The organism is Streptomyces sp. MZ04 (assembly GCF_004684775.1).
Lineage (GTDB): Bacteria > Actinomycetota > Actinomycetes > Streptomycetales > Streptomycetaceae > Streptomyces.
This window is the reverse complement of the sequence record NZ_SRIC01000009.1, coordinates 56,471-78,079: the sequence shown is the minus strand read 5'-3', so window position 1 is coordinate 78,079 and position 21,609 is coordinate 56,471. Positions and strand designations below refer to the sequence as shown.

Annotated in this window: 19 protein-coding genes; 5 read left to right on the top strand and 14 right to left on the bottom strand. The window is 71.3% G+C overall.

The window, feature by feature from the left end; genetic code table 11:
* Nucleotides 1-70: 70 nt before the first annotated feature.
* Both E2651_RS04205 and E2651_RS04200 read left to right on the top strand, forming a co-directional pair.
* Nucleotides 71-1,399, top strand: coding sequence for a M60 family metallopeptidase (locus E2651_RS04205; RefSeq protein WP_135329595.1), 1,329 nt, complete (start codon nucleotides 71-73; stop codon nucleotides 1,397-1,399).
* Nucleotides 1,400-1,437: 38 nt separating this feature from the next.
* Entirely contained in the window at nucleotides 1,438-3,333 is a 1,896-nt protein-coding gene (locus E2651_RS04200; RefSeq protein WP_135329594.1) for a DUF2264 domain-containing protein, read from the top strand.
* A 3-nt stretch (nucleotides 3,334-3,336) separates the two neighbouring features.
* Here the strand turns inward: E2651_RS04200 and E2651_RS04195 are convergent, their stop codons facing one another.
* The 6 genes from E2651_RS04195 to E2651_RS04170 form a co-directional block, all read right to left on the bottom strand.
* Complete coding sequence (locus E2651_RS04195) at nucleotides 3,337-3,939, bottom strand: GAF domain-containing protein (protein WP_135329605.1); 603 nt, start codon at nucleotides 3,937-3,939, stop codon at nucleotides 3,337-3,339.
* Nucleotides 3,936-4,532: an ATP/GTP-binding protein gene (locus tag E2651_RS04190; RefSeq protein ID WP_135329593.1), complete on the bottom strand. Its 597-nt coding sequence runs from the start codon at nucleotides 4,530-4,532 to the stop codon at nucleotides 3,936-3,938. Before E2651_RS04190 ends, E2651_RS04195 begins: the two co-directional genes overlap by 4 nt.
* Entirely contained in the window at nucleotides 4,510-4,881 is a 372-nt protein-coding gene (locus tag E2651_RS04185) for a DUF742 domain-containing protein (protein WP_135329592.1), read from the bottom strand. Before E2651_RS04185 ends, E2651_RS04190 begins: the two co-directional genes overlap by 23 nt.
* Nucleotides 4,882-4,883: 2 nt before the next feature.
* On the bottom strand, nucleotides 4,884-5,318 hold the full coding sequence (locus E2651_RS04180) for a roadblock/LC7 domain-containing protein (protein ID WP_135329591.1): 435 nt from the start codon (nucleotides 5,316-5,318) through the stop codon (nucleotides 4,884-4,886).
* Between the two features lie 67 nt (nucleotides 5,319-5,385).
* A complete protein-coding gene (locus E2651_RS04175) occupies nucleotides 5,386-7,200 on the bottom strand; it encodes an ATP-binding protein (RefSeq protein WP_135329590.1) in 1,815 nt (604 codons plus the stop codon).
* A 592-nt stretch (nucleotides 7,201-7,792) separates the two neighbouring features.
* Nucleotides 7,793-8,998: an MBL fold metallo-hydrolase gene (locus E2651_RS04170; RefSeq protein WP_135329589.1), complete on the bottom strand. Its 1,206-nt coding sequence runs from the start codon at nucleotides 8,996-8,998 to the stop codon at nucleotides 7,793-7,795.
* A 141-nt stretch (nucleotides 8,999-9,139) separates the two neighbouring features.
* Here E2651_RS04170 and E2651_RS04165 point away from each other — a divergent pair, with 141 nt between their 5' ends.
* Nucleotides 9,140-10,354, top strand: a complete 1,215-nt coding sequence (locus E2651_RS04165; protein WP_135329588.1) for a Glu/Leu/Phe/Val dehydrogenase dimerization domain-containing protein — start codon at nucleotides 9,140-9,142, stop codon at nucleotides 10,352-10,354.
* Nucleotides 10,355-10,506: 152 nt separating this feature from the next.
* Nucleotides 10,507-11,115, top strand: a complete 609-nt coding sequence (locus tag E2651_RS04160) for a TetR/AcrR family transcriptional regulator (protein WP_135329587.1) — start codon at nucleotides 10,507-10,509, stop codon at nucleotides 11,113-11,115.
* Between the two features lie 21 nt (nucleotides 11,116-11,136).
* Here the strand turns inward: E2651_RS04160 and E2651_RS04155 are convergent, their stop codons facing one another.
* Nucleotides 11,137-11,955 (bottom strand): SGNH/GDSL hydrolase family protein, encoded by an 819-nt coding sequence (locus E2651_RS04155; RefSeq protein ID WP_209446060.1) that lies wholly within the window; start codon nucleotides 11,953-11,955, stop codon nucleotides 11,137-11,139.
* A 123-nt stretch (nucleotides 11,956-12,078) separates the two neighbouring features.
* Nucleotides 12,079-14,169: an alpha-galactosidase gene (locus E2651_RS04150; RefSeq protein WP_135329586.1), complete on the bottom strand. Its 2,091-nt coding sequence runs from the start codon at nucleotides 14,167-14,169 to the stop codon at nucleotides 12,079-12,081.
* A 182-nt stretch (nucleotides 14,170-14,351) separates the two neighbouring features.
* Between E2651_RS04150 and E2651_RS04145 the strand changes: the two genes are divergently transcribed.
* Complete coding sequence (locus E2651_RS04145; protein WP_135329585.1) at nucleotides 14,352-15,158, top strand: tyrosine-protein phosphatase; 807 nt, start codon at nucleotides 14,352-14,354, stop codon at nucleotides 15,156-15,158.
* Nucleotides 15,159-15,173: 15 nt separating this feature from the next.
* Here E2651_RS04145 and E2651_RS04140 read toward each other — a convergent pair whose 3' ends face one another.
* The 6 genes from E2651_RS04140 to hpnH all read right to left on the bottom strand — a co-directional run bounded on the left by E2651_RS04140 (nucleotide 15,174) and on the right by hpnH (nucleotide 21,605).
* The gene (locus E2651_RS04140) at nucleotides 15,174-15,290 is read right to left on the bottom strand and encodes a DUF6126 family protein (protein WP_135329603.1); all 117 of its coding nucleotides are present in this window, start codon (nucleotides 15,288-15,290) and stop codon (nucleotides 15,174-15,176) included.
* Nucleotides 15,291-15,376: 86 nt separating this feature from the next.
* Nucleotides 15,377-16,018 (bottom strand): XRE family transcriptional regulator, encoded by a 642-nt coding sequence (locus tag E2651_RS04135; RefSeq protein ID WP_135329584.1) that lies wholly within the window; start codon nucleotides 16,016-16,018, stop codon nucleotides 15,377-15,379.
* Nucleotides 16,019-16,090: 72 nt separating this feature from the next.
* On the bottom strand, nucleotides 16,091-17,476 hold the full coding sequence (locus tag E2651_RS04130; protein WP_135329583.1) for an aspartate aminotransferase family protein: 1,386 nt from the start codon (nucleotides 17,474-17,476) through the stop codon (nucleotides 16,091-16,093).
* A complete protein-coding gene (gene dxs, locus E2651_RS04125; protein WP_135329582.1) occupies nucleotides 17,473-19,377 on the bottom strand; it encodes a 1-deoxy-D-xylulose-5-phosphate synthase in 1,905 nt (634 codons plus the stop codon). Before dxs ends, E2651_RS04130 begins: the two co-directional genes overlap by 4 nt.
* 34 nt (nucleotides 19,378-19,411) lie before the next feature.
* Nucleotides 19,412-20,578, bottom strand: a complete 1,167-nt coding sequence (gene ispG / locus E2651_RS04120) for a flavodoxin-dependent (E)-4-hydroxy-3-methylbut-2-enyl-diphosphate synthase (protein WP_135329581.1) — start codon at nucleotides 20,576-20,578, stop codon at nucleotides 19,412-19,414.
* 4 nt (nucleotides 20,579-20,582) lie between these two features.
* The gene (gene hpnH / locus E2651_RS04115) at nucleotides 20,583-21,605 is read right to left on the bottom strand and encodes an adenosyl-hopene transferase HpnH (protein WP_135329580.1); all 1,023 of its coding nucleotides are present in this window, start codon (nucleotides 21,603-21,605) and stop codon (nucleotides 20,583-20,585) included.
* Nucleotides 21,606-21,609 lie beyond the last annotated feature (4 nt).

Sequence of the window (21,609 nt, the reverse complement as noted above, 5' to 3'; positions counted from 1 at the left end):
CACCCACACCCACACCCACCAGCGCACCACCTGATCCACCCCAACCGATCCCCCCTCAAAGGAGTGCACCATGAGATCCACTCCGCCCCGCCGCACCGTCCTCACCGGCCTGGCCGCCCTCACGAGCGGTGCCGCGCTGCTCCCCTCGCCCGCGCGAGCGGCCACCGCCGCGCGCCGGAAGGCCGCCCCCCGCGCCGCCGTCACCGTCACCCTCACCGCCCGCGTCTCCGCCGAGTCCCAGCGCATCCGCCTCGGCGCCGCCCAGCGCGCCAGCGACTTTTTCACCACGGCTGCCTACGCCCCCGCAGGCACCCCCGTCACGGTCACCGTCTCCGCCCCGGACGGCGTCCTGCCCACCCTGTACGTCGGCATCCCCGACTACTACGCCACCCCCAACGCCCCCCGCTCCTACGCCCTCAAGGCCGGCACGAACACCGTCACGGACCCGCACGGCGGCCCGATCCACCTGACGATGACCGGCAGCGGCCAGCGCGCCACGGTCACGATCGGCACCGGCTCCGTGCCGATGCCCACCTTCACGCACGGCTCGACCTCCGAGGCCTCCTTCCAGGCCCAGCTCGACTCGGCGACGGCCGCCGGATACGTGCAGCTGCGGTCCGCCCACGCCATCGTCACGCTCTCCCGCGCCACCGCCCTGCAGTACCGCGCCGAGAACCACGCCACGCTCCTCGACACCTATGAACAGCTCCTCACCTCCCACGCGACCCTCAGCGGACTGAGCGGCAGCACCGGCACCCACGCCCGCAATCCGCTGCCGTACCACTTGGTGAACGTCACGAAGGTGGCATCGGGCGTCGGCGCCTACGCGACGCACGGGTACACGGGCTACCCGAGCGGCGCGATGACGTACATCGCGAGCGTGAACGGACTGCGCACCGGCGGCTGGGGCATGTACCACGAACTCGGCCACCAGCATCAGCAGTTCGGATACAAGCCCGGCGCGCTCACCGAGGTCACCTGCAACCTCTACTCGCTCGCCGCGCAGCGCACCCTCGGCCAGACATCACGCCTCCTGACCAAGGACTCCAGCGGCAAGGACGTGTACGACCGCGCCTTCACCGCCCGCGATGCGGACACGGACTACGCCACGCTCGACGTATGGCAGAAGCTCGTGCCGCTCTGGCAGCTGCGGCTCGCCTTCGGCGCCGGCGTCTGGCCCGAACTGCACAAGCTGATCCGCACCGACAACCCCGCCTCGTCGACGGACGCGGACCGCTACGACAACCTCGCCGTCTACGCTAGCCGGGCCACGGCACGCGACCTCTCCGAGTTCTTCGTCACCAAGTGGCGCTTCCCGATCAGCGCGTCCGGCAAGGCGCGCATCGCCGCGCTCGGCCTGGGCAAGCCCTCCATCGACGCCAGCACCTACCGCGAATGACGCAAGCACCCACGCGAACAGGGAGCACGGACCCCGCCATGCCCGCACCGCACCTGACCCTGCCGCCCACCGACCGCGTCCTGTCCCCGCTCACGGGCTGGACCCGGTCGCACTGGGAGGCGCTCGCCGACCGGCAGTTGGCGGCGCTCGTCCCGTACGCGACGCCGAACTTCGCGCAGTACCGACTGCCGGGCCGGGGCAGCTGGTCGGGGGTCGTGTCGGACGGGCTCGAAGGCTACGCACGGTCTTTTCTCCTCGCTTCGTTCCGGATCGCCGGAGCCGGCGGTGAAGTGGACCCTCACCTCATAGAACGGTATACGCAGGGTCTGACAACGGGCACGGACCGTGACGGCGCCGGCGGCGAGGCCTGGCCCGAACTCACCGACTGCTCCCAGCAGATGGTGGAGGCGGCGTCCATCGCGATCGGGCTGCACGAGACCCGCCCCTGGATCTGGGACAGGCTCGACTCCCGGGTCCAGGAGCGGGTCGTGGACTGGTTCTCCGGCTTCGTCGGAGGCCGGACGTGGGACAACAACTGGCGGCTCTTCCAGGTGGTGTCCGAACAGTTCCTCGCCTCCGTCGGCGCCCCGCACAGCCAGTCGGACATCGACGGCGGCCTCGACCGCATCGAGGACTGGTACCGGGGCAGCGGCTGGTACAGCGACGGCGACGGGCGCAACTTCGACTACTACATCGGCTGGGCGATGCACCTGTACCCACTGCTGTGGGCGCGGATGGCCGGGTCCACCGACGAGGCGACCGGCGGGCGCGGCAAGGTCTACCGCGATCGGCTGACCCAGTTCCTCGCCGCCTACCCGCACTTCTTCGGAGCCGACGGCGCCCCCGTCCACCAGGGCCGCTCCCTCACCTACCGCTTCGCGGCGACCGCCCCCGTCTGGATGGGCGCCCTCGCGGACTGCACCCCCCTGGCCCCCGGCCTCACCCGGCGGCTCGCATCCGGCACCGCACGCCACTTCGTGGAACGCGGCGTCCCGGACGAGCGCGGGCTGCTCCCGCTCGGCTGGTACGGCACGTTCCTGCCCTCGACACAGGCCTACTCGGGCCCGGCGTCACCGTACTGGGCCAGCAAGGGCTTCCTCGGCCTGCTGCTTCCCGCCGACCACCCGGTGTGGACGGAGCGCGAACTGCCGCTCCCCGTAGAGGAGTCCGACCAGTACACGGCGCTCCCCGAGCCCGGCTGGCTGCTGCACGGCACCCGGCACGACGGCATCGTCCGCCTGGTCAACCACGGCAGCGACCACAACCCCCTGGAAGGCCCCGCCGCCGCCGACCCGCACTACGCCAAGTTCGGCTACTCCACGGCGACCGCCCCCGAGACGGCACCGCGCGCATGGGACCGCACGGTGGACGGCCACCTCGCGCTGCTCGCACCGGACGGCATCCCCTCCCGCCGCCGCAGAATCCACCCGCTGAGCTGCGCGGGACGCACCGCATCCTCCCGCCACGACGCCCGACTACCCGGCATCGACGGCGAGTTCCCCATCGTGACGACCAGCGTGCTGCACGGCCCGTGGGAGATCCGCGTACACCGTGTGCAGGCCCCGGCGGGCGTGACGGTCCGCGAGGGCGGCTACTGCGTGGCCGACGAGACGCGGCCACACGCCGAGCAAGGCCCCGGCTGGGCGCTCACCCGTACGACATCGGGTCTAACCAGTGCCGTAGTCGCTCTGCACGGCTGGGACGACGAGACCGGCATCGCCCGCGAGGTGGCCGCGAACGCCTTCGGCCCGCACTCGGCGACTCCGTATCTGACTTCCGCCGGTCATCCCGGCGGCGCGAGCGTCCACGTCACGCTCGTCGCGCTGTCCCAAGATGCCGTGCGGCCGGCGTCGTTGAGGGAGTCCATCACGTGCACGGTGACAGGCGACAGCGTGCGCCTCCGCTTCCCCGACGGCACCCTGCTGGAGGTGTGAGCGTCAGATCCCGCCGTCCTCCCGCCGGTGGATCTGCTCGATCAGCTCCGCCGCCATCGCCTTGATCGTCTCCAGGCCCGACCTGCCCCACGGGCGCGGCTCGACGTCCACGACGCAGACCGTGCCGAGCGCTATGCCGGTGCGGTCGATGAGCGGGGCTCCCAGATAGGAGCGGATCCCGATCTCGTCGACCACGGGATTGCCGGCGAATCGCGGGTAGTCGCAGACGTCCTCCAGGACAAGGGCCTTGCGGCGTACGACCACATGCGGGCAGTAGCCGTGGTCGCGGGCCATGTAGCGGCACGCCGCGCTCTCCGCGGCCGCCGCGGAGGTGAGTTCGCCACCTGTTCCGGTGCCACCTGTTCCGGTGCTACCCGTTCCGGTGCGGTCCGGGGTGTGCAGGCCCGCGAAGAACTGCCGGTTCTCGTCGATGAAGTTGACCATGGAGTACGGAGCTGCCGTGACCTCGGCGAGGCGGTCGGCGAAGGCGTCGAACGCGTGGTCGGGATGCAGCCCGATGCCGAGCCTGCGCAGCCGTCGCACCCGGGTCGGCGCCTCCTTGTCGACGGGAGTGAGCAGCAGATGCGCGATCGGGTCGTACATCAGGTATGGGCTCCGTAGCTCGGTGCGGCCGGGGCATGGGCGAGCAGGTGTTTGACGAGGGTGAGGAGCGTGGCGATGCCGGAGCTGGAGATCCGTGCGTCGCAGCGCACGACGGGCACTTGGGGGTCGAGGTCGATGGCGGACCGCACCTCTTCGGGTTCGTAGCGATGGGCGCCGTCGAACTCGTTGATGGCGACGATGAATCCCATGCCGCGCTGTTCGAAGAAGTCCACCGCCGCGAAACAGTCCTCCAGGCGGCGGGTGTCGGCGAGCACCACCGCGCCGAGCGCGCCTTCGGAGAGCTCGTCCCACATGAACCAGAAGCGTTCCTGGCCGGGAGTGCCGAAGAGATAGAGCACATGCGCGGGGTCGAGGGTGATGCGGCCGAAGTCCATGGCCACCGTGGTCGTGGTCTTGTTCTCGACGCCCGACAGATCGTCGGTGCCCTCGCTGACCGTCGTGAGGAGCTCCTCCGTACTCAGCGGCGCGATCTCGCTCACCGCGCCCACGAAGGTCGTCTTGCCGACCCCGAAACCTCCCGCGACAAGGATCTTCAGCGCGGTGGGGAAGGGGTCAGAGCTGTCGTCGTAATCCATCGAGCACTGCCTCCAACAGGGACCGGTCAGTTGGGTTGTGGTAGAAGTCCGGGGCTCTCAGGGTGAGCACCCCGCAGTCGACGAGATCGGAGAGCAGCACCTTCGTCACGACGGCGGGCAGTTTCAGCTGCGCCGCGATCTCCGCGACCGAGATGGGTGCCGCACACAGCCCGAGCGCCTCCGTGTGCTCGGGCCCCAGATAGCCGAGCGGCGTGCCGCCGGTAGCCAACACCTGGGTCAGAAGGTCGAGTTGGGCGGTCGGCTCGGTCCGCCCGCCGCTGACCGTGTAGGGGCGGATGAGCCGGCCTGCCGCGTCGTCGAGCCAAGGCCCGTCGTGCGGGGGCGCCACGCTCAATGCCTCATCGGGGCGGGTTCGCCGGCCGGCTGCCGGGGTGCGGTCATCAGGTACGGCCGGACGCTCTTGACCAGCATCGCCATCTCGTAGCCGAGCACCGCCGCGTCCGCATCGCGCCCGGCGAGGACCGCGAGACAGGTCCCCGATCCCGCCGTCGAGACGAAAAGCAGCGTGGAGTCGAGCTCCACGACCACCTGGCGTACGTCGCCGCCGTCGCCGAACCGGACGCCCGCGCTGCGCCCCAGGGAGTAGAGCCCGGAGGCGAGGGCCGCCATGTGGTCGGCGCTGTCCGGGTCGAGGCCATGGACCGACTTCACGAGTCCGTCGGAGGAGAGCAGGACCGCGCTGTGGGTGTGCGGTACGCGCTGCACGAGGCCGCTCATCAGCCAGTCGAGGTCGGATACCTGGCTGGTCTGCACATCGCTCGCCATGGTGGATCGACTCCTAGAGGTACGAGGGTCTGCCGTGGCAGACGTGGTGCTTGCGGTGTGGTGCGGGTCAGCCACCCTGGTCGCCCCCGTCGCGGGGGATGCCGAGGTCCGGTCCGGGTGCCGGGTCGCGTGTCTCCTGTGCGGCGGCGAGGCCGATGCCGCGCTGGAAGGCGGCCATCAGGCCCGGGTCGTGCCCGACGTGGTGATCGGTGTCCTGGCGCGGCGACGGCGTGTCGCGCAGCTGCGGCGCGATGTGCTCCTGGGCGCGCCGCTTGGGGAGCCGGGGCTTGTCCATCCGGCCGTGCACGGCGCCGCCCGGGGGGACCGGCGGTGTCGCCGCGCGCTCGGCGGCGGCCTGCCGGTCCTCGGGCCGGATGCCCGGCACGGCTTCGGCGGGCGTGGGCCGGTCCTCGCGTGCGTCGCGTACGGGCAGCGGCATCTGCCCGGAGCCGTTCACCACTCTGTTCACCGGCACCGCGCCCGGCACCGCGCCCGGCACCGCGCCCGGCGTCTCGTCCCGCAGCGGCTGCCGCGGCACGACCACCGGTTCGGGGCGCGGTCCGGGCGGGGGTGCCTGTGCCGTCCGCGGTGCGTGGCCGGGGCCGGGGCCGGGCCGTGGTGCGGCTTGCGGGGGCTGCTGGGTGCGCGGGGTGGCGACCGGCTCGTTCTGCGGTTCGGCCCCGAGCAGCCCCTGCGGCAGGATGACGACGGCCTGTACGCCGCCGTAGATGTTGGTCTGCAGGCGGACCCCGACGCCGTGCCTGCGGGCCAGCGCGGAGACCACGTAGAGCCCGATGCGGCCGTCCTGGAGGAGGCTCGCGACGTTGACCTGGTCGGGGTCGGCGAGCAGGTGGTTCATCTTGTTCTGCTCGGTCACGGGCATGCCGAGGCCGCGGTCCTCGACCTCGATGGCCAGGCCGGCCGTCACCAGGTCGGCGCGCAGCAGGACTTGAGTGTGCGGTGCGGAGAACACCGTGGCGTTCTCGACGAGTTCGGCCAGGAGGTGGATGACGTCGGCGACGGCGTGGCCGCGCAGGGTGCCGTCGATCGGCGGCACCAGCTTGACCCGCGAGTACTGCTCGACCTCGGCGATGGCCGAGCGCAGCACCTCCATCATGGTGACCGGCTTGCTCCACTGGCGCCGTGAGACGGCGCCGCCGAGCACGGCGAGGTTCTCGGCGTGGCGGCGGATGCGGGTGGCGAGATGGTCGACGTGGAACAGGCCCTTGAGCAGCTCCGGGTCCTCGACGTCGTTCTCCAGCTCGTCGAGCAGCGAGATCTCCCGGTGCACGAGGGACTGCAGCCGCCGGGCCAGATTGACGAAGACCTCGACCTTCTGTTCGCTGCCCGCGTGGCTGGAGAGCTGCGAGGCCTGGACGACCGCGCTGACGGCGACCTCATGGGCGCGGTTCAGCTCGTCGGCGAGCAGCCCGAACTCGTCGCCCTCCTGCGCGGACCGCGCCGGCACCGCCGTGCGGGCGGGCGGTCCGTCACCGCGCCGCAACTGCTCGACGACCCGCCGCAGTTCGGCCTGTCCGCGCGCGGTGGTGCGGCGCAGCGAGCCGACGCGGTCGCGTACGGAGGTCGCGGCGCGGTCGGCCGCGACGGCCGCGATGACGACGCTCACCAGGGTGATGGCCCCGGCGGCGGCGAGGATGACGAGCAGCGCGGGGGCGAGCGGGGTGGCGGTCTCCCGGACGACGAACAGCACGGCCGCGCCGGCGCAGAGCGCGACGGAGACGGGTGGCAGTACGGCGATGCGCAGCAGCTGCGGACGTATCCGGGCCTCGGGCAGCGGCGCGACGGGGCGGCTGCCGGGTCTGCCGTGCCGGCCGCCCTCACGGCGGTCTGCGCGGGCGGCCGGTGCGCGAAGGTGAGACATCAGCGTCCTCGGTCAGGGTGCGGGCTCCGACGGTCGCGCGAGGGGGCGTTTCGCGACAGCGCCGTGCCGGCCGTGTGGACCGTCCGATGATCCCCGCGTCGACCGACGGCAACTCACGGTAGTCGGCAACGCATCATGTGCGAGGGGCAGTTGACAAAGTACGACGGCCGAGGTCCCGCTCTGGTATGACACCTCGCACGGCAGTCCGAATGTGACTTCGGACGCCAGTTCCAGGCGGGGCACCCGGCTCGGCGAACGTGCTTTCCCTTCGGCGGAAAGGGGCCGTTCATGCCGCCGGTCGAACCGGTCATGCCGCCGCGCGGACCGGCGATACCTCCGGGCCGACGGCCATGCCTGTCGGCCGGCGCACAGGCCTTCGGGCCATCAGGCCATCAGGCCATCAGGCCAACCGGGCCACGCCTCCGACCGACCGGTCAAGACGTCAGAGCGCCCATCGTGACGTCAGGGCAATCCGCACGACGTCGGGGCGGCCGCGTCGCACGCCGCCGCCCCGCCCGTCCCGTCCCGGAACCCCCCGAACCGGTCTGGGGACGCCGCGCGCACCCTCGACGCCCCTCCCCCGCGACCTGCCTCAGCCGACCCGCGCCGCCTCGGGCTCCCCGGTGTCTTCGGCGCCCTCGGAGTGACCGGCGCCCAGGGCACTCCGCGTCGCGCGGGGCCACCCGGCGGCCGGCTCGACCGCGACCCCGCGCCACCACGGCTCCGACGGGACGGAGTCCGCCCCGGGCTCGAAGGGCTGGCCCGGCACCGGCAGGGCGATCCGCGCCCCCGCGCGGGAGGCCGCATCGACCGTGCCCTCGCCCGGCTCCGACCACGGGTGCGGGGCCAGGTTGAAGGTGCCCCAGTGGATCGGCAGCATCACTCCTGACGGGCGGCCGCCCTGGAGGTCGAGGTGGGCGCGCATGCCCTCCTCGGGCGTCATGTGGATGTCGGGCCACCACTCCGCATAGGCCCCGATCTGGATCATCGTGGCGTCGAACGGTCCGTGCTGCGCGCCGATCTCCTGGAAGCCGGGGAAGTAGCCGGTGTCCCCGCTGTGATAGATCCGGTGCTCGGGACCCGTGACGACCCAGGACGCCCAGAGCGTGTGCTGCTGGTTGCGCAGCCCGCGGCCGCAGAAATGGCGTGCGGGCGTCGCCGTCAGGGTCAGGCCCGCCACCTTCGTGGAGTCGTGCCAGTCCAGTTCGCGCAGCCGGTCGGCGGGGACGCCCCAGCGCTCCAGGTGGGCGCCGACGCCGAGCGGCACCGCGAACACCGTGTCCGTGCCGGCCAGGGCCTTGATGGTGGGCATGTCGAGGTGGTCGTAGTGATCGTGCGAGATGACCACGGCGTCCACCGGACCGAGCGCCGCGAGCGGCACCGGCACCGGGTGCAGCCTCTTGGGCCCGACCCAAGAGAAGGGAGAGCACCGCTCGCCCCACACCGGGTCGAAGAGCACACGCCGCCCGTCGATCTCGGCGAGCACGCTGGAGTGCCCCATCCAGGTGAGCCGCAGCCCACCGGCCGGGGGCTTGGCCAGATCGACGAGGGTCGTGGCGTGCACCGGGACGGTCCCCGTGGGGCTGCGCCGCAGCCGCTCCTCCTTGCGGAAGTAGACCTTCGCGAACTCCAGGGCCGTCGAACCGGAGGGGCGGTGCTGCGCCCCCAGGGGGTTCTGGAAGGAACCGTCGGCGAAGTTCGGCGATCTGTGGATCCGCGCGAGCCGCTCTCCGGCCGGATCCGCGCCGAAGGCGGCGGTCCTGAGCGAGCGGAGCCCTGAGCTCAGCGAACGGGACACAGCACCTCCTGAGAAGGGGTAGATCAGGCCTCCATTATGGGCACCGCCTCCGACAGCGGCCGTTCGGAGGGAACATCACCGGCCACTTCCGCACGCGTAATGCAGTACTCCTACTGATTCCTCGTTCAGTAGGAGTGCGCCATGCCGGCCCCCGCGCCCGCCCCCTTGCTCTCCCTCACCTGGACCGACCACGTCACCGGCCACCAGGGCTTCCTCGTCGTCGACCGCCTCGTCCGCGGTATCTGCGGCGGCGGCCTGCGGATGCGCCCCGGCTGCACGCTCGACGAGGTCACAGGCCTGGCCCGCGGCATGACGATGAAGGAGGCCCTGCACTACGACCCGAGCGCCCGCTACGTCCCGCTCGGCGGCGCCAAGGGCGGCATCGACTGCGATCCCCGCTCCCCGGAGGCGTACGACGTCCTGGTGCGCTACCTCCGGGCGATGCGCCCGTACATCGAGCACTCCTGGACCACCGGCGAGAACCTGGGCCTGACGCGGGACCTCGTCGACAAGGCGGCCCAGGAAGCGGGCCTCGTCTCCTCGATCCAGGCCGTCCACCCGCTCCTGGAGGACGCGGCCGAGGCCCGCGCACGCCTGGCGGACGCCTTCGCCGTGCAGGTGGACGGCCTGAGCCTCGACGAGCTGGCCGGCGGCTGCGGAGTCGCCGAAGCGGTGCTCGCGGCGCTCGACCGGGCGGGCCACGCGCACGCGGGCGCGCGCGTGGCCGTGCAGGGCCTGGGCACGATGGGCGGCGCGACCGCGCGCTTCCTCGCCGGCGCGGGCCTGACGATCGTGGCCGTCGCCGACGTCAGGGGCACGATCGCCAACCCGGCCGGGCTCGACGTGGAGGCGCTGCTCGCCGCCCGCGACGCGCACGGCGCCGTGGACCGCGCGGCGCTGCGCCCGGACGACCGCGAACTGCCGGGCGAGGCCTGGCTGTCCACGAAGGCGGAGATCCTCGTCCCCGCCGCGGTGTCGTACGCGACAGACGAGGTGAACCAGGAGCGGATCACGGCCCGTTGGATCACGGCCCGTTGGATCGCGGAGGCGGCGAACATGCCGGTCCTGCCGGAGGCGGAGCGGCTCCTGGCGGCGCGCGGCGTCACCGTGCTGCCGGACGTGGTCGTCAACTCCGCCACCAACGCCTGGTGGTGGTGGACGCTGTTCGGCGACATCGGCGCCGACCCGGACGAGGCGTTCGCGCACATCCGCCGCTCGATGCGGGCCCTGGTCGAGCGGACGCTGGGGCGGGCGGAAGCGGACGGCACGACACCGCGCGCCGCCGCGCACGCGCTGGTCGCGGACCGCCTTCCGCAGATCGGGGACCGCTTCGGGTGGTACGCGGCCGCCCCCTAGGGCCTGTCCGATGGGTCCTGCCGGGGTCGCGGGCCCTGGCACGCGCTCCCCCGCTCGGCCCTGATCAATCGGCACCCGGCGCGAAGGCCGGCCTGACCCATCGGACAGGCCCTAGGCGGGCCACCCCCCTCCCCGCGGCTAGGCTGCGCCCCGTGGCAAGGGTGCGGTTGAGCGTGGCGGAACGGCGTGCGGAGCTCCTGTCCGCCACCGTCGGACAGATCGAGGAGCGCGGCGTGGCCGCCGTACGCATCGCGGACGTGGCGGCCGCGCTGGGGGTGAGCAACGCCCTGGTCCTGTACCACTTCTCGACCAAGGAGAACCTGGTAGCCGCCGCCTTCACGCACGCCGCCGAGGGCGACCTGGCCCATCTGCGCGCCCTCCTGGGCCGCCGCACCACGGCGGAACGCCGGCTGCGCGCGGCCGTCCGCTGGTACGCCCCCACCGGTCAGGCCAAGGGCTGGCGCCTGTGGATCGAGGGCTGGTCCGCCGCGCTCCGCGAGCCCACCCTGCGCACGGTCACCCGCGATCTCGACCAGCGGTGGAAGGCGGCCATCACCGAGGTCATCGCCGAAGGCGTCGCCGCGGGCGAGTTCCAGTGCGCCGCCCCCCAGGACGCGGCCCGGCGCCTGACCGCCCTGCTCGACGGCCTCGCGGTCCAGCAGACGGCGTACGAAGGCACGGTCCCGCGCGCCAGGATGCGCGCCTGGGTGGACGAGGCCCTCGACCGCGAGCTGGGCCTGACCCACCCCGCTCCAACCTGAGCCGCGCGACCCGCGGACGGCTCAGGACGCCGACTCGATGTGCATCCTGACGGTGTACGGGTCCACGGCCCCCTTCGCCTCCACATGGTCCCCGGACGACTCACCCCGCAGCCGCCGCCCGATCCAGGGCACCAGGTACTCGCGCGCCCAGTGGATGTCGTCGCGGCGCACCTCGAGGGTGTTCCGGGGCGGCAGCGGCGGCCACGGCTGGTCGGGGTCGGCGGGCACGTCGAGGCCGAGCACCTGTCCCGCGCGCAGCGCCACGCGCGTGTGCCCCTCGGCGGAGAGGTGCAGCCGGTCGCCGTCCCAGGCGCGCCGGTCCTGGACGGTCTTGAGCGACCAGAGGTCGAGCACGGGGCAGCCGTAGCGGTCGGCGATCGCGCGGACATGCATGTTGTACGTGGCGATCTTGCCGCGCAGATGCTTGAGCACGGCGACGCCGCGGGTGTCGAAGCCGGTGGTCACCAGGACGGTGCCGACGGCCGACGTGAGGTCGGCGACCGCGCGTTCGAACCGCTCGGCCACCTCGTCCGGGTCGGTGCCGGGACGGATGATGTCGTTGCCGCCGGCGCAGAACGACAGCAGGTCGGGGGCGAACTCCTTGGCCTTCGGCACCTGGTCCGCCACGATCTGGTCGAGGAGTTTGCCCCGTACGGCGAGATTGGCGTACCGGAAGGTGTGCTCGGGCACCCGGTCGTCGAGGAGGACGGCGAGACGGTCGGCCCAGCCGACGAACGCCCCGTCGGGCCCCGGGTCCCCCACGCCCTCGGTGAAGCTGTCGCCGACCGCTGCGTAGGAGGTGAATGTGGAACTGATGAAGGATGTCGACTCTGCTGTCACGTCGTCACATCTTTCACCTCGCCAAGTGACCTACGCCACCGTAGGGAGGGGTTGACGGAGGGTGAGATAAGCCACCGGTCAAGATTGTTCCAAGCCGGAATACGCGGTGGCCCGCCGAGCCGCTCACACCTTGCGGAAGCGGAACACCGCCGCGTCCAGGTCACCGCGCAGCCCCGTCCGCAGCCCGTGGTGCAGCAGCACGGCCCCCCGGTGGACCACGCCCGTGCCCTGGCAGACGTAGGCCGCCGTGGGGTCGAGCCCCCGCAGCCGCACCCGCGGCGGCTGCTCCCCGTAGTTCTGCGCCCGCAGCCACGCGAGGACGACGGTCTCGTCCCCGTGGACGTACTGCACCGCGCTGAGCGCGTCCTCGGGCGGGCGCAGCCGGTAGAGGTCGCCGAGCTGCACCACGGGCCGGATCTCCTTGTAGAGGTCCACCCATTCACCCGCCTCGGCCAGCTCACTCTCGGTCCACTCCGTGAGGTCGCCGCCGATGCCGAGTACGCCCGCCATGGCGCTCACGAAACGGAAGCGCAGGGTGCTGACCCGGTCGTTGAGCTGGGTGTTCGGGCTGTCGGTGACCCAGGCGGCCATGATTCGGGCGGGGTGCAGCTGGCTGAAGCCGTGCTGGATGGTGAGCCGGTCGAGCGGGTCGGTGTTGTCGGAGGTCCACACCTGGTCGGTACGGGAGAGGATCCCGAGGTCGATCCGGCCGCCGCCGCCCGAGCAGGACTCGAAGGCCACGGCGGGATGCGCGGCCCGCAGCCGGTCGACCAGTGCGTACAGGGCGTGGACGTGGTCGTGCCAGATGCGCTGCGGATAGCGCTCGCCCGGCCAGCCGGGGTCGGTGAAGCTGCGGTTGAAGTCCCACTTCACATAGTCGATCGGGGCGCTGGAGAGCAGCGCGTCCAGCCGCTCCCAGAGATACTCCTGGACGTCATCGCGGGCGAGGTTGAGGACCAGCTGGTTGCGGAACTCGGTGCGGGCGCGGCCGGGGTGGTGCTGCACCCAGTCGGGGTGGGCGCGGTAGAGGTCACTGTCGGGGTTCACCATCTCCGGTTCGACCCAGATCCCGAAGCTCATGCCGAGGGCGTGCACCTCGTCGGCGAGGGGCTTCAGACCGCCGGGGAAGCGGTCCGGGTTGGGGGTCCAGTCGCCCAGCCCGGCACGGTCGTTGACGCGCTGCCCGAACCACGCGTCGTCCACCACGAACAGCTCCACGCCCATCGCCGCCGCCCGCTCGGCGAGCACCCGCTGCTGCTCCTCGCCGATGTCGAAGCCGGTGGCCTCCCAGGAGTTGTAGAGCACGGGCCGCGTCACATCGGCGTCCGGGATCACGTGCTCCCGCTGATAGGCGTGCCAGGCCCGGCTCGCACCGCCGAAGCCGCCGTCGCTCCACAGCCCCGCGAAGACGGGCGTGACGCACTCCTCGCCGGGCGCGAGGAGCAGCTGCCCGGAGTCGTCGGACCCGCTGCCCCCGGTGATCTGCACGGCCCCGTCCGCCAGTTGCGCCACAGTGATCCGCCACGACCCCGACCAGCCGAGCGCGCAGCTGTACACCTCGCCGCGCTCCTCGGTCGCCCCATCGGCGTCCAGCGCCACCCAGGGCAGATGCTCATGCCCGGTGTGGCCGCGCCGGCTGCCGATGACCTTCTCGCCGTACGTGATCTCCGACCGCACCAGCTGCGACTCGGCGGCCCAGCGGCCGTGCAGCTGGGAGAGCCGCCAGCCGTCGCGGGTGGGCATGGTCCAGGTGGCGGAGTCGGCGCGGAGCAGCTCAAGGCCGGGGGCGCGCGCGGGTCCTTCGTGCCGGAGGACCGCATGGCGCTCGATGACGTCGCCACGCATCCGGTAGACCAGCGTGACGGCCAACTGGTGTGCGGAATCGTTGAATTGAAGCCGCAGCTCGTCGTGCCCGGTCTCGGCAGCCGAGAACCGCCACTCGGTGCCGCGCACCCCGGCACCCCGCACGGAGAGCGCGGGACGCGTGAACCGCCGCCCGCCCTCGACGGGATACTCCTCCCGCCCGTCGAGCCCCGACTCGAACCCCCACTCTCCAGGCAGCGGCTCCGCCGCGAGGGCCTCGGCGTCGGCCAGGGCGATGCGGGGCCCCCAGTGCAGATGCAGCAGCTCGTCCCGGGCCGTGAGCCGCAGCGCATAGCTGCTGGTGGGCCCGGAAAGCAGCCACGTACGACCGTTCTCGCCGACCTCGATCATCAGTCCCCCACAGATTCGACCTGATACCGACAGGCACGCGCGTGTACGCACATCATCGGGGCGGCATCACCTGTGAGGCAACGCTCATGCACCGGCAGTGATTGCCCCAGGAACCCATGTCGTATCGTCGAAGTCGCACCCCACCGGCGAGCAACGCCGGCGGCCGGACTGGAGGAGCCCCCGTGACGCAGCAAGTCCCGCCGACCGAGCTGTCGGAGCCCGAGCTGACCGGAGTCCGCAACTTCCGTGATGTGGGCGGACTTCCGACGATGGACGGCCGCCGGGTCCGGCAGGGCCGGCTCTTCCGCAGCGGTCACCTCGCGCACGCCACGGAGGCCGACTCCGCGTTCCTCTCGTCGCTGGGCCTGCACACGATCTTCGACTTCCGCAACGCGGCCGACCAGCGGCTCGAAGGCCCGGACGTCACGCTGCCCGGCGTACGCAATGTGAATCTGCCGCTGACCGACCCGGCCGACGGCGCCGAGTTCTGGCAGATGGTGCGCGAGGGCGATCTGGACCAGCTGCGCGCGGCGCTCGACGACGGCCAGGCCGCGAACCGCATGGCGTCGTCGTACCGCACGATCATCAAGGAGCGCACCGGCGAGCACAGCCGCGTGCTGCACGACATCGCGGGCGACAGCGTGCCCGCCCTGATGCACTGCGCCGCGGGCAAGGACCGCGCGGGCCTCTCCATAGCCGTCACGCTGCTCGCCGTCGGCGTCGAGCGCGACGCCATCGAGGCGGACTACCTGGAGTCGAACGCCACCCACCGCCGCTACAAGGTGCACCGCAGCGACAGCTCCCCCGACGCGATGTCCCCCGAGGTCATGGCGCTGCTCAGCCCGCTCTTCGAGGCCCGCGCCACCTATCTGTCGGCCGCCTTCGAGACCATCGACCAGACCTGGGGCGACACGGAGACCTACCTCACCGAGGGCCTCAAGGTCGCCCCCGAGACCCGCGAGCGGCTGCGGTCGCACCTGCTGGACTAGGACTCCGGACCAGCGCTACTGGTTCTGCGCGCCCAGCGAGAAGAGCAGGTAGATGAAGGCCGCGAAGAGGTGGCCGACCGCGACGTAGACGATCAGCCGCACCCAGAGTCCCCGCGGGAACTTCTCCTCCATGGACTTGACCCTGCGAGCAGAGCGGTCTCGGCCCTGTTCTCGGCCCTGTTCCTGGCCCTGGTCCGGCTGCTGCGCTTCAGGTTCCGTCATCGCGGGTCTCTCAGAGTGGGGCTCTGCGGGGTCCCGCCGAGGCACAGTGCGGTGGCGGGGCTCTGCAGCAGGGTGTGGACGAAGAGAAGATCGGCACCGAGCCGGTCGGCCGCGGCGATCCGGTGCGGGGTGAGCGAGTCGAAGTGCGCGCTGTCCCCGGGTTCGAGGGTGTACGTGGCGTCGCCGAGCCGCAGCCGAAGCCGCCCCTTCAGGACGTACAGCCACTCCTCGCCGGGATGGACGCGCACGATGTCGCCCTGCGCGCCGTGCGGCACATGCACCCGCAGCGCCTGCATGCCGCGCGCCGGGGCCCCGGCCTGCCAGTAGGTCCAGCCGCCCGCCCGCGTCGGCTCCATGCCGGCGGCGCGGACGATCGCGTCCCGGTCCGCGGGGGTCTCACCCAGGAGCTCCGAGACCGTCGTACCGTAGGTGCGGGCGAGCGCGAGCAGCATCGGCAGCGACGGCTGGCGCCGCCCGGTCTCCAGGCGGGAGAGATGGGCGGGCGAGAGCCCGGCGCTGCGGGCCGCGGCCTCCAGCGTGAGGGCGGCACGTCGTCGCAGGTCACGCAGTTGCGGCGCGACGGCGGGCAGCGGTTCGGCGGCCTCGGGGTCGACCGGCTCCGGCTCGGCAGGGCTCATACCTCGATTGAGCCAGGCCCTTGCCTCCGAGGCAACTTTCTTGCCTCAGAGGCAAACCACCCGATGGGTGCCTCAGCGGTTCGCGACCGCCTGCTTCACCAGCGTCCTGCCGAAGTCCCACATCAGACCGCCGCCGCTGTGCGCCTCGTCCATCACCGCGGTGAAGGCATCGACGAACCGGTCCACCTCGCGCTCCCCGATGATCAGCGGCGGGATCAGCTTGATGACCTCCAGATGGTCACCGGAGACCTGCGTGAGGATGCGGTGCTTCTGCAGCAGCGGCACGACCACCATCTGCGCGAAAAGACCCTTGCGCGCCGCCTGCAGCATCGTCCAACGCCCGCGCAGCTTCAGGGACTTGGGCCGCCCGAACTCGATGCCGATCATGAGGCCGCGGCCGCGCACCTCGCTCAGGAGCTCATAGCGGTCGACGAGCGCGGCGAGCCGGGTCCTGAGCAGCTCCCCGGTCACCCGGGCGTTCTCGACGACCTTCTCGTCGTCCATGACGGAAAGGACCGCGAGCCCGGCCGCCATCGCCTGCGCGTTGGAGCCGAAGCTCGCCGAGTGCACGAGCACCCGGTCCATGGACGAGAAGACCTTCTTGAAGATCCAGTCCTTGCCGAGCGTCGCGCCGACCGGCACATAGCCGCCCGACAGCGCCTTCGCGACGCACAGCAGGTCCGGCTCGACGCCCTCCTCGTGCTGGTACGCGTAGAAGTCGCCGGTCCTGCCGAGGCCGGTCTGCACCTCGTCGGCGATGAGCAGCGCCTTGTGCCGGTGCAGCAACTCCTGGGCGGCGCGCAGATATCCGGGCGGCGTCTCGTGCACGCCCTTGCCTTGGATGGGCTCGACGATGAGCCCGGCGACGTCGCCCTGCTTCAGCTCCTTCGCCAGGGCGTCCAGATCGCCGAGCGGGATCGCCGTGTCGGGCAGCAGCGGCGCGAAGCCGTCCCGGAATCCGCTCTCGCCGTTGACCGAGAGCGATCCGGTGGTCAGGCCGTGGAAGGCGTGCGTGCAGTAGAGCACCCGCGGCTTCCCCGTCGCGTACCGCGCGAACTTCAGCGCCGTCTCGACGGCCTCCGTACCACTGTTGCCGAAGAACACCCGGTCCAAGTGCGGGCTGTGCGTGAGGAGTTGCTCGGCGAGCAGGCCGGGCAGCGGCTGGCAGTCGAAGCGCGTCAGGTCGGCGAGCGAGGCGTCCAGGACGTCGTGCAGCGCCTTGCGGACGACGGGGTGGTGCCGGCCGAGCCCCATCACGCCGAAGCCCGCGAGCATGTCGAGGTAGTCGTCGCCGTCCGCGTCCCAGAAGTACGCGCCCTCGGCCCGTTCGTAGACCTTGTCGAAGCCGATGGTGTGCAGCATCCGCGGCAGCTGGTGGTTCAGGTGCCGCGCATGCAGGTCGTAGCGCTCGGCGCCCCGCTCGGCGAGGAGTCTGCCGAGGTCGAACTCCTTGGTCATACGTCCTTCTCCTTGGCTGCCGGTGTGGCGCTCTCCTTGGCTGCCAGCGTGGCGCTGATCCGCCCCGCGATCTCGACCGGCGTCAGGCCGAGGTCCGCGAGCACCTCGCCCCGCTTGGCGTGGGCGAGGAACTGCTCGGGGATGCCGAACCGCCGTACGGGTACGTCGACTTCGGCCTCGCCGAGCGCCAGCGCCACCGCGGCACCGACGCCCGCCGCCCGGCTGTTGTCCTCGACGACGCCCACGACCCGGTGCCGGGCGGCGAGACCCGGCAGCTCGGCGTCGACCGGCTTGACCCAGCGCGGGTCGACCACGGTGCAGCCGAGCCCCCGCTCCCGCAGCAGCTCGGCGGCCCGCAGACAGACGGGCGCCATCACGCCGATCGCCACCAACAGCACGTCCGGGTCCGGGTCTTGAGCCAGCACGTCCATGCCGCCGATCCGGTCGACGGCGGGGATCGCGGGCCCCACCGACTCCTTGGGGAAGCGCAGGAGCGTCGGCGCGTCGTCCACGGTGACCGCCTCCCGCAGCTGCGCCCGCAGTTGGTCGGCGTCGCGCGGCGCGGCGATCCGCAGCCCCGGCACGACCTGGAGGATCGACATGTCCCACATGCCGTTGTGGGACGCACCGTCGACGCCGGTGACCCCGGCCCGGTCGAGGACGAAGGTGACCCCGCACTCGTGCAGTGCCACGTCCATCAGGAGCTGGTCGAAGGCCCGGTTGAGGAAGGTGGCGTAGAGCGCCACGACGGGGTGCAGTCCTCCGGTCGCGAGCCCGGCCGCCGACACCGCGGCGTGCTGCTCGGCGATCCCGACGTCCCACACCCGGTCGGGGTAGGCCTCGGCGAACTTCGACAGGCCGACCGGTCCGAGCATGGCCGCCGTGATCGCCACGACGTCCTGGCGCTCGGCCCCGATGCGGACGATCTCGTCGCCGAACACCGAAGTCCAGGAAGGGCCGTTGGACGGCGCGAGCGGCTCGCAGGTGAGGGGGTCCATCACACCGACCGTGTGGAACCGGTCGGCCTCGTCCGCGAGCGCGGGTTCATAGCCGCGCCCCTTCTCGGTGAGGCAGTGGATCAGGACGGGGCCGTGGAAGCGTTTCGCGCGTCGCAGCGCCGACTCGACGGCGCCGACGTCGTGCCCGTCGATCGGCCCGACGTACTTGAGCCCCAGGTCCTCGAACATGCCCTGCGGCGCGAAGGCGTCCTTGAAGCCCTTCTTGGCGCCGTGCAACGACTCGTACACGGTGTGACCGATGACGGGTGTGCGCTGGAGTATGTCCTTGCCCCAGGCGAGCACCCGCTCATAGCTGTCGGTCGTACGCAGCGTGGCGAGGTGGTTCGCGAGGCCGCCGATCGTCGGGGCGTACGAGCGCTCGTTGTCGTTCACGACGATGATCAGCGGCCGGTCCTTCGCGGCCGCGATGTTGTTCAGCGCCTCCCACGCCATGCCGCCGGTGAGCGCGCCGTCCCCGATGACGGCGACCACGTGCCCGCGCTCGCCCAGGACTTGGCGCGCCTTGGCCAGGCCGTCGGCCCAGCCGAGCGCGGTGGAAGCGTGGCTGTTCTCGACGATGTCGTGCTCGGACTCCGCGCGCGAGGGATAGCCGGAGAGGCCGCCCTTGCCGCGCAGCTTGGAGAAGTCCTGCCGGCCGGTGAGCAGTTTGTGTACGTAGCTCTGGTGGCCGGTGTCCCAGACGATGCGGTCGACCGGCGACTCGAAGACCCGGTGGAGGGCGATGGAGAGTTCCACCACCCCCAGATTGGGCCCGAGATGGCCGCCGGTTCTGGCGACCGCGTGCACCAGGAACTCCCGGATCTCCTCGGCCAGTTCGTCGAGCTCGGCCTCGGTCAGCGCCTTCAGATCGCGCGGCCCCCGAATGGTGTCCAGAATGGTCATGCTCGGGCCCCCTCTCTGGTTGTTCTCAGCTCACTCAGCTCACGGTGACGGCGGGCACCCCTGAGGCGATGCCGTCGTCCTCCATCTGTGCGGCGATCTTCATCGCCTCTTCGATGAGGGTCGATACGATCTTCGACTCGGGCACGGTCTTGACGACCTCGCCCTTGACGAAGATCTGCCCCTTGCCGTTGCCGGACGCGACTCCGAGATCCGCCTCGCGGGCCTCCCCCGGGCCGTTGACGACACATCCCATGACGGCGACGCGCAGCGGCACCTCCATGCCGTCGAGGCCCGCCGTGACCTCGTCGGCCAGCTTGTACACGTCCACCTGCGCCCGCCCGCAGGACGGGCAGGAGACGATCTCCAGGCGCCGTTGGCGCAGGTTCAGCGACTCCAGGATCTGGATGCCGACCTTGACCTCCTCGGCCGGCGGCGCGGACAGCGAGACACGGATCGTGTCGCCGATGCCCTCGGAGAGCAAGGCCCCGAAGGCCACCGCCGATTTGATCGTGCCCTGGAAGGCGGGCCCGGCCTCCGTCACACCGAGGTGCAGCGGATAGTCGCAGGCGGCGGCGAGCCGGCGGTAGGCGTTGACCATCACGACCGGGTCGTTGTGCTTGACCGAGATCTTGATGTCCCGGAAGCCGTGCTCCTCGAAGAGGGACGCCTCCCAGAGGGCCGACTCGACGAGCGCCTCCGGAGTGGCCTTCCCGTACTTGGCGAGCAGCCGCCTGTCGAGCGAGCCCGCGTTGACGCCGATCCGGATGGGCGTGCCCGCGTCCTTGGCTGCGCGTGCGATCTCGCGCACCTTGTCGTCGAACTGCTTGATGTTGCCGGGATTCACGCGGACCGCCGCACACCCGGCGTCGATCGCAGCGAACACGTACTTCGGCTGGAAGTGGATGTCCGCGATCACCGGGATCTGCGACTTGCGCGCGATGGTCGCCAGCGCGTCCGCGTCGTCCTGCGTCGGGCAGGCGACCCGCACGATCTGGCAGCCGGACGCCGTCAGTTCGGCGATCTGCTGCAGCGTCGACCCGATGTCGGACGTACGCGTCGTCGTCATCGACTGCACCGACACCGGCGCGCCGCCCCCCACGGCCACCGGTCCGACCTCGATGCGCCGCGAGACGCGACGCTCCGAGATCGGCCGGACCGGCAGCTCAGGAAGACCCAGTGCGACGGGCGTTCCGAGGGTCATGACGTCACCCGCGGTTTCCGGAGACCGTCTCACGGGCGGCGCGGAGGGACTCCTTGAGGGAGCCCATGGTGGCGAGTACGGCGGTCGGTTCGTAGCCGCAGTGCGCCATGCAGTTGGCGCAGCGCGGGTCCTTGCCGCGGCCGTACTTGCTCCAGTCGGTCTCCTCGATGAGCTCCTTGTACGTCGGGACGTACCCGTCGCTCATCAGATAGCAGGGGCGCTGCCAGCCGAAGAGCGAGTAGTTCGGGATCGCCCACGCGGTGCAGGAGAAGTCCGCCTTGCCCTCGAGGAAGTCCAGGAAGAGCGGTGAGTGGTTGAGCCGCCAGCGCCGCCGGTTGCCGCCGGCGAAGGCCTTCTTGAAGAGTTCGCGGGTCTGCTCGACACCCAGGAAGTGCTCCTGGTCCGGCGCCTTCTCGTAGGCGTAGGCGGGCGACAGCATCATCTCGTCGACCTGCAGCTCGTCATTGAGGAAGTTGAGGACCTCGATGATGTTCTGCGGTGTGTCGTTGCTGAAGAAAGTGGAGTTGGTGGTCACCCGGAAGCCGTGCTTCTTGGCTTCCTTGATGGCCGCCACCGCCTCGTCGAACACGCCCTCCTTCGCGACGGATTCGTCGTGCCGCTCCCGCATTCCGTCGATGTGCACGGCGAACGCGAAGTACGGGGAAGGCGTGAACTTCTCCAGCTTCTTGCGCAGCAGCATGGCGTTGGTGCAGAGGAAGACGTACTTCTTCTTCGCCACCAACTGCCGCACGATCTCATCGATGTGAGGGTGCATCAGCGGCTCGCCGCCGGCGATGGACACCATCGGGGCACCGGACTCGAGCACGGCGCCCACGGCCTGGGCCACCGGCATGCGCTGCTTGAGCACTCCGGCCGGGTGCTGGATCTTTCCGCATCCCTCGCACGCGAGATTGCACGCGAAGAGCGGCTCCAACTCGACGATCAGCGGGAACTTCTCCCGCTTGCGCAGCTTCTGTTCAAAGAGATATGTCGCGACCTTGACGGTCTGGCGCAGCGGCATGGCCATCTGG

Excerpts from the sequence above, each read along its gene's own strand:
- E2651_RS04205 (WP_135329595.1), top strand. The coding sequence starts at position 71 with ATGAGATCCACTCCGCCCCGCCGCACCGTCCTCACCGGCCTGGCCGCC.
- E2651_RS04200 (WP_135329594.1), top strand. The coding sequence starts at position 1,438 with ATGCCCGCACCGCACCTGACCCTGCCGCCCACCGACCGCGTCCTGTCC.
- E2651_RS04190 (WP_135329593.1), bottom strand. The coding sequence starts at position 4,532 with ATGGATTACGACGACAGCTCTGACCCCTTCCCCACCGCGCTGAAGATC.
- E2651_RS04180 (WP_135329591.1), bottom strand. The coding sequence starts at position 5,318 with ATGGCGAGCGATGTGCAGACCAGCCAGGTATCCGACCTCGACTGGCTG.
- E2651_RS04175 (WP_135329590.1), bottom strand. The coding sequence starts at position 7,200 with ATGTCTCACCTTCGCGCACCGGCCGCCCGCGCAGACCGCCGTGAGGGC.
- E2651_RS04165 (WP_135329588.1), top strand. The coding sequence starts at position 9,140 with ATGCCGGCCCCCGCGCCCGCCCCCTTGCTCTCCCTCACCTGGACCGAC.
- E2651_RS04150 (WP_135329586.1), bottom strand. The coding sequence starts at position 14,169 with ATGATCGAGGTCGGCGAGAACGGTCGTACGTGGCTGCTTTCCGGGCCC.
- E2651_RS04140 (WP_135329603.1), bottom strand. The coding sequence starts at position 15,290 with ATGGAGGAGAAGTTCCCGCGGGGACTCTGGGTGCGGCTGATCGTCTAC.
- E2651_RS04135 (WP_135329584.1), bottom strand. The coding sequence starts at position 16,018 with ATGAGCCCTGCCGAGCCGGAGCCGGTCGACCCCGAGGCCGCCGAACCG.
- E2651_RS04130 (WP_135329583.1), bottom strand. The coding sequence starts at position 17,476 with ATGACCAAGGAGTTCGACCTCGGCAGACTCCTCGCCGAGCGGGGCGCC.
- dxs (WP_135329582.1), bottom strand. The coding sequence starts at position 19,377 with ATGACCATTCTGGACACCATTCGGGGGCCGCGCGATCTGAAGGCGCTG.
- ispG (WP_135329581.1), bottom strand. The coding sequence starts at position 20,578 with ATGACCCTCGGAACGCCCGTCGCACTGGGTCTTCCTGAGCTGCCGGTC.
- hpnH (WP_135329580.1), bottom strand. The coding sequence starts at position 21,605 with ATGGCCATGCCGCTGCGCCAGACCGTCAAGGTCGCGACATATCTCTTT.